The 8,897-nt window shown below is 69.6% G+C and carries 7 protein-coding genes; 6 read left to right on the top strand and 1 reads right to left on the bottom strand.

Annotation, left to right across the window (positions count from 1 at the left end; translation table 11 throughout):
• Nucleotides 1-120: 120 nt before the first annotated feature.
• Entirely contained in the window at nucleotides 121-624 is a 504-nt protein-coding gene (bldD, locus tag ABD932_RS00545) for a transcriptional regulator BldD (protein ID WP_019757325.1), read from the bottom strand.
• Nucleotides 625-877: 253 nt separating this feature from the next.
• On the opposite strand from bldD, the gene pyrR reads away from it, so the two are divergent.
• From pyrR to carB, 6 genes are all read left to right on the top strand, one after another.
• Nucleotides 878-1,447: a bifunctional pyr operon transcriptional regulator/uracil phosphoribosyltransferase PyrR gene (gene pyrR / locus ABD932_RS00540; RefSeq protein ID WP_126390118.1), complete on the top strand. Its 570-nt coding sequence runs from the start codon at nucleotides 878-880 to the stop codon at nucleotides 1,445-1,447.
• Between the two features lie 104 nt (nucleotides 1,448-1,551).
• A complete protein-coding gene (locus ABD932_RS00535; RefSeq protein WP_345007940.1) occupies nucleotides 1,552-2,529 on the top strand; it encodes an aspartate carbamoyltransferase catalytic subunit in 978 nt (325 codons plus the stop codon).
• A gap of 5 nt (nucleotides 2,530-2,534) precedes the next feature.
• Nucleotides 2,535-3,821 carry a dihydroorotase gene (locus ABD932_RS00530; protein ID WP_345007938.1) on the top strand — a complete coding sequence of 429 codons (1,287 nt, stop codon included), beginning with the start codon at nucleotides 2,535-2,537 and terminating at the stop codon, nucleotides 3,819-3,821.
• Nucleotides 3,818-4,405, top strand: a complete 588-nt coding sequence (locus tag ABD932_RS00525) for a PH-like domain-containing protein (protein WP_345007936.1) — start codon at nucleotides 3,818-3,820, stop codon at nucleotides 4,403-4,405. The genes ABD932_RS00530 and ABD932_RS00525 overlap by 4 nt, the downstream gene beginning before the upstream one ends.
• Nucleotides 4,402-5,544, top strand: a complete 1,143-nt coding sequence (gene carA, locus ABD932_RS00520; RefSeq protein ID WP_345007934.1) for a glutamine-hydrolyzing carbamoyl-phosphate synthase small subunit — start codon at nucleotides 4,402-4,404, stop codon at nucleotides 5,542-5,544. The genes ABD932_RS00525 and carA overlap by 4 nt, the downstream gene beginning before the upstream one ends.
• Nucleotides 5,537-8,845 (top strand): carbamoyl-phosphate synthase large subunit, encoded by a 3,309-nt coding sequence (gene carB, locus ABD932_RS00515; protein ID WP_345007932.1) that lies wholly within the window; start codon nucleotides 5,537-5,539, stop codon nucleotides 8,843-8,845. Before carA ends, carB begins: the two co-directional genes overlap by 8 nt.
• The last annotated feature ends 52 nt before the right edge of the window (nucleotides 8,846-8,897 follow it).

Genomic DNA, 8,897 nt, shown 5'->3' with positions numbered 1-8,897 from the left:
TCCTGTGCCACGGGGAACCCATCAGGCCCGCAGAACGCCGCCGGGGTGGCCGGAACCGCAAAGTTCCAGCCACCCCGGCGGCACGTTTCTGCTAAATCGGCCGAACCCGTTGTGGAGCGCTCAGCTCTCCTCGGCGTGGGTGACCGCGCGGCGCGCGTCCGCGTCCAGGACGCCCCAGCTGATCAGCTGTTCGGTCAGGACCGAGGGCGACTGGTCATAAATGACGGCGAGTGTGCGCAGGTCGTCCTGGCGGATCGAGAGCACCTTGCCGTTGTAGTCACCGCGCTGCGACTGGATGGTCGCGGCATAGCGCTGAAGGGGACCCGCCTTCTCGGCCGGCACGTGGGCAAGCCGCTCCAGGTCCAGGACCAGCTTCGGCGGCGGCTCGGCCGCGCCGCCCGGGGTCGTGCCCGGCAGCAGCTCCTGTACCGGAACGCCGTAGAAATCCGCCAGCTCGGCGAGGCGCTGCACGGTCACGGCGCGGTCGCCGCGCTCGTACGAACCGACCACAACGGCCTTCCAGCGTCCCTGGGACTTCTCCTCGACACCGTGAAGGGAAAGGCCCTGCTGGGTGCGGATGGCCCGGAGCTTGGCCCCGAGCTGTTTGGCGTATTCGCTGGACATATAGCTCCCCGGCACTGGGTCGACGCGACTGGCTTGGGTTCCATGCCGCGCGGTTGGTAACTCACTGTGAGGTTACGCAGCGTTACTCTGGCGCGTCAAGCCGAATGGTCCACACCGACTCTTCCGTGCTATCGGTGGCCGATTGGGCCAAGGGGGTGAACGGGGCCGCGCCGTCGGCCTGCTACCGTGGATGGCGCAAACCAGACGTCCTTTAAGGTCCGTCCCGTGAGGCGGAGAAGGAGGTCCTTTTCGTATGGACAGGCAGCAGGACACGCAAGCGTCCGACGCCAGGCCCGTTCTCGAAGGCCCTGACATCGCGCGGGTATTGACCCGCATCGCCCACGAGATCGTCGAACGCGCCAAGGGCGCCGACGACGTGGTACTCCTCGGCATTCCCACTCGAGGCGTCTTCCTCGCCCAGCGGCTCGCCGCCAAGCTCGAGGAGATCACCGACCGCAAGATCCCGGTCGGTTCGCTCGACATCACCATGTACCGCGACGACCTGCGCATGCACCCACCGCGTGCGCTGGCCCGCACCGAGATCCCCGGTGACGGCATCGACGGCCGCCTCGTCGTCCTCGTCGACGACGTGCTCTTCTCCGGCCGTACCATCCGCGCCGCCCTCGACGCCCTGAACGACATCGGTCGTCCGCGCGCGGTCCAGCTCGCGGTCCTCGTCGACCGCGGCCACCGCGAACTGCCCATCCGCGCCGACTACGTCGGCAAGAACCTCCCCACGTCGTTGCGGGAGACGGTCAAGGTCCAGCTCGCCGAGGAGGACGGTCGGGACACCGTTCTGCTCGGTGCCAAGCAGACCCAGTAGCACGCGTAAGGCGTACGTCGCTGACGTACGCCCGCTCGGTGCGCCTCCACGCGCGCGTGCCGTCCGAATTCTCCTGACCTGAACTGCCTTACGGAGCCTGACAGATGCAGCGTCATCTCATCTCGGCCGCCGACCTCACCCGTGACGACGCCGTCCTGATCCTCGACACCGCCGAGGAGATGGCCCGGGTCGCCGACCGGCCGATCAAGAAGCTGCCGACCTTGCGCGGCCGCACCGTCGTGAACCTCTTCTTCGAGGACTCCACACGCACGCGTATCTCCTTCGAGGCCGCCGAGAAGCGGCTGTCGGCGGACGTCATCAACTTCTCCGCCAAGGGATCGAGCGTGTCCAAGGGCGAGTCCCTGAAGGACACCGCCCAGACCCTGGAGGCCATGGGCGTCGACGCCGTCGTCATCCGGCACGGAGCCTCCGGCGCGCCGTACCGCCTCGCCAACTCCGGCTGGATCGACGCGGCCGTCATCAACGCCGGCGACGGCACCCACCAGCACCCCACCCAGGCCCTGTTGGACGCCTTCACGATGAGGCGCCGGCTCGTCGGCCGGGACGCCGGGATAGGGCAGGACCTCGCCGGTAAGCGCATCACGATCGTCGGCGACATCCTGCACGGCCGGGTCGCCCGCTCCAACGTCGACCTGCTGCACACCCTCGGCGCCGAGGTCACCCTCGTCGCGCCGCCGACCCTGGTGCCCGTCGGCGTCGAGACCTGGCCCTGCGAGGTGTCGTACGACCTCGACAGCACGCTGGCGAAGTCCGACGCGGTGATGATGCTGCGCGTGCAGCGCGAGCGGATGAACGCCGCGTTCTTCCCCACCGAGCGCGAGTACTCGCGGCGCTACGGCCTCGACGGCGACCGCATGGCCAAGATGCCCGAGCACGCCATCGTGATGCACCCCGGCCCGATGGTCCGCGGCATGGAGATCACCGCCGAGGTCGCCGACTCGGATCGCTGCACCGCCATCGAGCAGGTCGCAAACGGAGTGTCCATCCGGATGGCTGTCCTGTACCTGCTGCTCGGTGGAAACGAGCCCGCCGTCACCCACCCCCGTACCGAGGAGAAGTAAGACAGATGAGCAAGATCCTGATCCGTGGTGCGAAGGTGCTCGGCGGCGAGCCGCAGGACGTGCTGATCGACGGCGGGACCATCGCCGAGGTGGGCACCGGTCTGAGCGCGGAGGGCGCCCAGGTCGTCGAGGCGGCGGGCAAGGTGCTGCTGCCGGGCCTGGTCGACCTGCACACGCACCTGCGTGAGCCCGGACGCGAGGACTCCGAGACCGTGCTGACCGGCACGCGCGCGGCGGCCTCCGGGGGTTACACGGCCGTGTTCGCCATGGCCAACACCTTCCCGGTGGCCGACACCGCCGGTGTCGTCGAGCAGGTCTACCGGCTCGGCCAGGAGCACGGCTACTGCGACGTGCAGCCCATCGGCGCCGTGACCGTCGGCCTGGAGGGCAAGAAGCTCGCCGAGCTGGGCGCCATGTACGAGTCGGCCGCGGGCGTCACCGTCTTCTCCGACGACGGCAAGTGCGTCGACGACGCCGTGATCATGCGCCGGGCGCTGGAGTACGTGAAGGCCTTCGGCGGCGTCGTCGCCCAGCACGCGCAGGAGCCGCGGCTGACCGAGGGCGCCCAGATGAACGAGGGTGTGGTCTCCGCCGAGCTGGGTCTCGGCGGGTGGCCGGCGGTGGCCGAGGAGTCGATCATCGCCCGCGACGTCCTGCTCGCCGAGCACGTCGGCTCGCGCGTCCACATCTGCCACCTGTCGACCGCGGGCTCGGTGGAGATCGTGCGCTGGGCCAAGTCCCGCGGCATCGACGTCACCGCCGAGGTCACCCCGCACCACCTGCTCCTCACCGACGAGCTGGTCCGCAGCTACAACCCGGTCTACAAGGTGAACCCGCCGCTGCGCACCGAGCGTGACGTGCTGGCGCTGCGCGAGGCGCTCGCCGACGGCACGATCGACATCGTCGCCACCGACCACGCCCCGCACCCGCACGAGGACAAGGACTGCGAGTGGGCCGCGGCCGCCATGGGCATGGTCGGCCTGGAGACCGCGTTGTCAGTGGTGCAGGAGACCATGGTGGACACCGGGCTCCTCACCTGGGCCGGGGTCGCCGAGCGCATGTCCTTCAAGCCCGCGCAGATCGGGCAGGCGAAGGGGCACGGCCGTCCCGTCTCGGCTGGTGAGCCCGCCAACCTCACGCTCGTCGACACGGAATACCGTGGGTCCGTGGACCCCGCGGGCTTCGCCTCGCGCAGCCGCAACACTCCGTACGAGGGGCGTGAGCTGCCGGGCCGTGTGACGCACACGTGGCTCCGGGGCAAGGCCACGCTCGTCGACGGGAAGCTCACGTGACACCTGCAACACTGCTCGCAGCCGGCACCGGACTCGCGGCCGAACAGAAGTCGGCCGAAGTCACCGACTGGGCCGCCCGCGTCGGCTGGGTCGTCGGACTCGTCCTCTTCGTCGCGCTCGTCTACTGGCTGATGCGCGAGGGCTGGAAGTGGCGCGGCACGCTCCAGGGCGACCTGCCCGAGCTGCCCAGCGCGCCGGACGTCCCCGGCCCGGCGAGACTGAGCATGAGCGGCCGCTACCACGGCTCCACCACCGCCGGTCAGTGGCTGGACCGCATCGTGGCGCACGGCCTCGGCACCCGCAGCCGGGTCGAGCTCACGCTGACCGACGCGGGACTGGACGTCGTACGCCCCGGCGCGACCGACTTCTTCGTCCCGACCACGCAGCTGCGCGAGGCCCGGCTCGACAAGGGCATCGCCGGCAAGGTCCTGACCGAGGGCGGACTGCTCGTGGTGACCTGGGCGCACGGCGAACGACTGATCGACTCGGGGTTCCGCTCGGACCACGCGGCGGAGCACAACGAGTGGGTCGACGTCATTAACTCCATGATCAACATCAACAGCACGGAAGGCGCCGAACGATGACGACCTCCACAAGGGGAGCCGCCAAGGTTCCCGCAGTACTCGTCCTGGAGGACGGCCGGACCTTCCGCGGCCGTGCCTACGGGGCCGTGGGGGTGACCTTCGGCGAGGCGGTGTTCTCCACCGGCATGACCGGCTACCAGGAGACCCTCACCGACCCGTCGTACCACCGCCAGGTCGTCGTGATGACCGCCCCGCACGTCGGCAACACCGGCGTCAACGACGAGGACCCGGAGAGCAAGCGGATCTGGGTCGCCGGATACGTCGTGCGTGACCCCGCGCGCGTGCCGTCCAACTGGCGCGCCAAGCGCTCGCTGGACGACGAGCTGCGCCACCAGGGCGTCGTCGGGATCTCCGGCATCGACACGCGCGCGTTGACGCGTCACCTGCGTGAGCGCGGCGCCATGCGCGTCGGCATCTTCTCCGGCAACGCGCTGCCCGACGAGGGCACCATGCTCGCCGAGGTCCGCCAGGCCCCCGAGATGAAGGGCGCCGACCTCTCCGCCGAGGTCGCCACCAAGGAGACGTACGTCGTCCCGGCGATCGGCGAGAAGAAGTTCACCGTCGCCGCCGTCGACCTCGGCATCAAGGGCATGACCCCGCACCGGATGGCCGAGCGCGGCATCGAGGTGCACGTGCTCCCGGCCACGGCCACCGCCGAGGACGTGTACGCCGTGAACCCCGACGGTGTGTTCTTCTCCAACGGCCCCGGCGACCCGGCCACCGCCGACCACCCCGTCTCCGTCATGCAGGCGGTTCTGGAGCGCGGCACCCCGCTCTTCGGTATCTGCTTCGGCAACCAGATCCTGGGGCGGGCGCTCGGCTTCGGCACGTACAAGCTCAAGTACGGCCACCGGGGCATCAACCAGCCGGTGCAGGACCGCACGACCGGCAAGGTCGAGGTCACCGCGCACAACCACGGCTTCGCCGTCGACGCGCCGACCGACAAGGTCTCCGACACCCCCTACGGCCGCGCCGAGGTCTCCCACGTCTGCCTCAACGACAACGTGGTCGAGGGCCTGCAGCTCCTCGACCGCCCGGCCTTCAGCGTCCAGTACCACCCCGAAGCGGCAGCGGGCCCGCACGACGCCGCCTACCTGTTCGACCGCTTCGTATCCCTGATGGAGGGCCAGCGTGCCTAAGCGCACCGATATCCAGTCCGTCCTGGTCATCGGCTCCGGCCCGATCGTCATCGGCCAGGCCGCCGAGTTCGACTACTCCGGCACCCAGGCGTGCCGCATCCTGCGCGCCGAGGGCCTGCGGGTCATCCTCGTCAACTCCAACCCGGCGACGATCATGACCGACCCGGAGATCGCCGACGCCACCTACGTCGAGCCGATCACCCCGGAGTTCGTCGAGAAGATCATCGCCAAGGAGCGCCCGGACGCGCTTCTGCCGACCCTGGGCGGCCAGACGGCCCTCAACACGGCGATCTCGCTGAACGAGGCCGGCACCCTCGAGAAGTACGGCGTCGAGCTGATCGGCGCCAACGTCGAGGCGATCAACAAGGGCGAGGACCGCGACCTGTTCAAGGAGGTCGTCGAGGCCGTCCGCGGCAAGATCGGCCACGGCGAGTCCGCCCGCTCGGTCATCTGCCACTCCATGGAGGACGTCCTCGCCGGCGTCGAGACGCTCGGCGGCTACCCGGTCGTCGTCCGCCCCTCCTTCACCATGGGCGGTGCCGGCTCCGGCTTCGCGCACGACGAGGAGGAGCTGCGCCGCATCGCCGGCCAGGGCCTGACCCTGTCTCCCACCACCGAGGTGCTCCTGGAGGAGTCCATCCTCGGCTGGAAGGAGTACGAGCTGGAGCTGATGCGCGACAAGCACGACAACGTCGTGGTCGTCTGCTCCATCGAGAACTTCGACCCGATGGGCGTGCACACCGGTGACTCGATCACCGTGGCGCCCGCGATGACGCTGACCGACCGCGAGTACCAGATCCTGCGCGACATCGGCATCGCCGTCATCCGCGAGGTCGGCGTCGACACCGGCGGCTGCAACATCCAGTTCGCGGTGAACCCGGACGACGGCCGCGTGATCGTCATCGAGATGAACCCGCGCGTGTCGCGTTCCTCGGCCCTCGCCTCCAAGGCGACCGGCTTCCCGATCGCCAAGATCGCCGCCAAGCTCGCCGTCGGCTACACCCTCGACGAGATCCCGAACGACATCACGCAGGAGACCCCGGCCTCCTTCGAGCCGACGCTCGACTACGTGGTCGTGAAGGCCCCGCGGTTCGCCTTCGAGAAGTTCCCGCAGGCCGACTCCACGCTGACCACCACCATGAAGTCGGTCGGCGAGGCCATGGCCATCGGCCGCAACTTCACCGAGGCCTTCCAGAAGGCGCTGCGCTCGCTGGAGAAGAAGGGCAGCCAGTTCACGTTCGTCGGCGAGCCCGGCGACAAGGCCGAGCTGCTGCGCGAGGCCGTACGGCCCACCGACGGCCGGATCAACGCCGTCATGCAGGCCATCCGCGCGGGTGCCACGCCGGAGGAGGTCTTCGAGTACACGAAGATCGACCCCTGGTTCGTCGACCAGCTCTTCCTCATCAAGGAGATCGCCGACGAGCTCGCCGAGGCCCCGGAGCTGACCCCCGACCTGCTGGCCGAGGCCAAGCGGCACGGGTTCTCCGACCAGCAGATCGGCGAGATCCGCGGGCTGCGCGAGGACGTCGTGCGCGAGGTCCGGCATGCGCTCGGCATCCGCCCGGTCTACAAGACGGTCGACACCTGCGCCGCCGAGTTCGCCGCCAAGACGCCGTACTTCTACTCCTCCTACGACGAGGAGACCGAGGTCGCACAGCGTGAGAAGCCCGCGGTGATCATCCTGGGCTCCGGCCCGAACCGCATCGGCCAGGGCATCGAGTTCGACTACTCCTGTGTCCACGCCTCCTTCGCGCTGAGCGACGCCGGGTACGAGACCGTGATGGTCAACTGCAACCCGGAGACCGTCTCCACGGACTACGACACCTCCGACCGCCTGTACTTCGAGCCGCTGACGCTGGAAGACGTGCTGGAGATCGTCCACGCGGAGTCGCTGGCCGGCCCGATCGCGGGTGTCGTGGTGCAGCTGGGCGGACAGACCCCGCTGGGCCTGTCGCAGGCGCTGAAGGACAACGGCGTGCCGATCGTGGGCACTTCGCCGGAGGCGATCCACGCGGCCGAGGACCGGGGCGCGTTCGGCCGCGTCCTCGCGGAGGCCGGCCTCCCGGCCCCCAAGCACGGCACCGCCACCACCTTCGCCGAGGCCAAGGCCATCGCCGACGAGATCGGCTACCCGGTCCTGGTGCGGCCGTCGTACGTCCTCGGCGGGCGCGGCATGGAGATCGTCTACGACGAGACGCGGCTGGCGTCCTACATCGCCGAGTCGACCGAGATCAGCCCCTCGCGGCCGGTGCTGGTCGACCGGTTCCTGGACGACGCGATCGAGATCGACGTCGACGCGCTCTACGACGGCGAGGAGCTCTACCTCGGCGGCGTCATGGAGCACATCGAGGAGGCCGGCATCCACTCCGGCGACTCGGCGTGCGCCCTGCCGCCGATCACGCTGGGCGGCTTCGACATCAAGCGGCTCAGGGCTTCCACGGAGGCCATCGCTCGCGGCGTAGGGGTGCGCGGCCTGATCAACATCCAGTTCGCGATGGCCGGCGACATCCTGTACGTCCTGGAGGCCAACCCGCGCGCGTCCCGTACGGTCCCGTTCACCTCGAAGGCGACCGCGGTGCCGCTGGCGAAGGCAGCCGCCCGGATCTCGCTGGGCGCGACCATCGCCGAGCTGCGGGCGGAGGGGCTGCTTCCGGCGACCGGCGACGGCGGTGAGCTGCCGCTCGACGCTCCGATCTCCGTCAAGGAGGCCGTCATGCCGTGGTCCCGCTTCCGGGACATCCACGGCCGCGGCGTCGACACCGTCCTCGGCCCGGAGATGCGCTCCACGGGTGAGGTCATGGGCATCGACTCCGTCTTCGGCACGGCGTACGCCAAGTCGCAGGCGGGCGCCTACGGGCCGCTGCCGACCAAGGGCCGCGCCTTCATCTCGGTCGCCAACCGCGACAAGCGCTCGATGATCTTCCCGGCGCGTGAACTGGTCGCCCACGGCTTCGAGTTGCTCGCCACGTCCGGCACGGCCGAGGTGCTCAAGCGCAACGGCATCAACGCCACGGTCGTGCGCAAGCAGTCCGAGGGCACCGGCCCGAACGGTGAGAAGACCATCGTCCAGCTCATCCACGACGGCGAGGTCGACCTCATCGTCAACACGCCGTACGGCACCGGCGGCCGCCTCGACGGCTACGACATCCGTACGGCGGCCGTGGCGCGGTCGGTCCCGTGCCTGACGACGGTCCAGGCGCTCGCCGCCGCCGTCCAGGGCATCGACGCCCTCAACCACGGCGATGTGGGCGTCCGTTCGCTCCAGGAACACGCGGAACGCCTGACCGCGGCCCGCGACTAGCAGCCGACGAGGGGGACACCGGAAACGGTGTCCCCCTCTTCATGAGGACACC

Source organism: Streptomyces shaanxiensis, from assembly GCF_039537145.1.
GTDB lineage: Bacteria > Actinomycetota > Actinomycetes > Streptomycetales > Streptomycetaceae > Streptomyces > Streptomyces shaanxiensis.
The sequence above is the reverse complement of the archived record's forward strand: the minus strand, read 5'-3'. Positions and strand labels throughout refer to the sequence as shown.

Bases quoted from the DNA above. Each gene is read 5' to 3' on its own strand.
- bldD (WP_019757325.1), bottom strand. From the start codon at position 624: ATGTCCAGCGAATACGCCAAACAGCTCGGGGCCAAGCTCCGGGCCATC.
- pyrR (WP_126390118.1), top strand. From the start codon at position 878: ATGGACAGGCAGCAGGACACGCAAGCGTCCGACGCCAGGCCCGTTCTC.
- ABD932_RS00535 (WP_345007940.1), top strand. From the start codon at position 1,552: ATGCAGCGTCATCTCATCTCGGCCGCCGACCTCACCCGTGACGACGCC.
- ABD932_RS00530 (WP_345007938.1), top strand. From the start codon at position 2,535: ATGAGCAAGATCCTGATCCGTGGTGCGAAGGTGCTCGGCGGCGAGCCG.
- carA (WP_345007934.1), top strand. From the start codon at position 4,402: ATGACGACCTCCACAAGGGGAGCCGCCAAGGTTCCCGCAGTACTCGTC.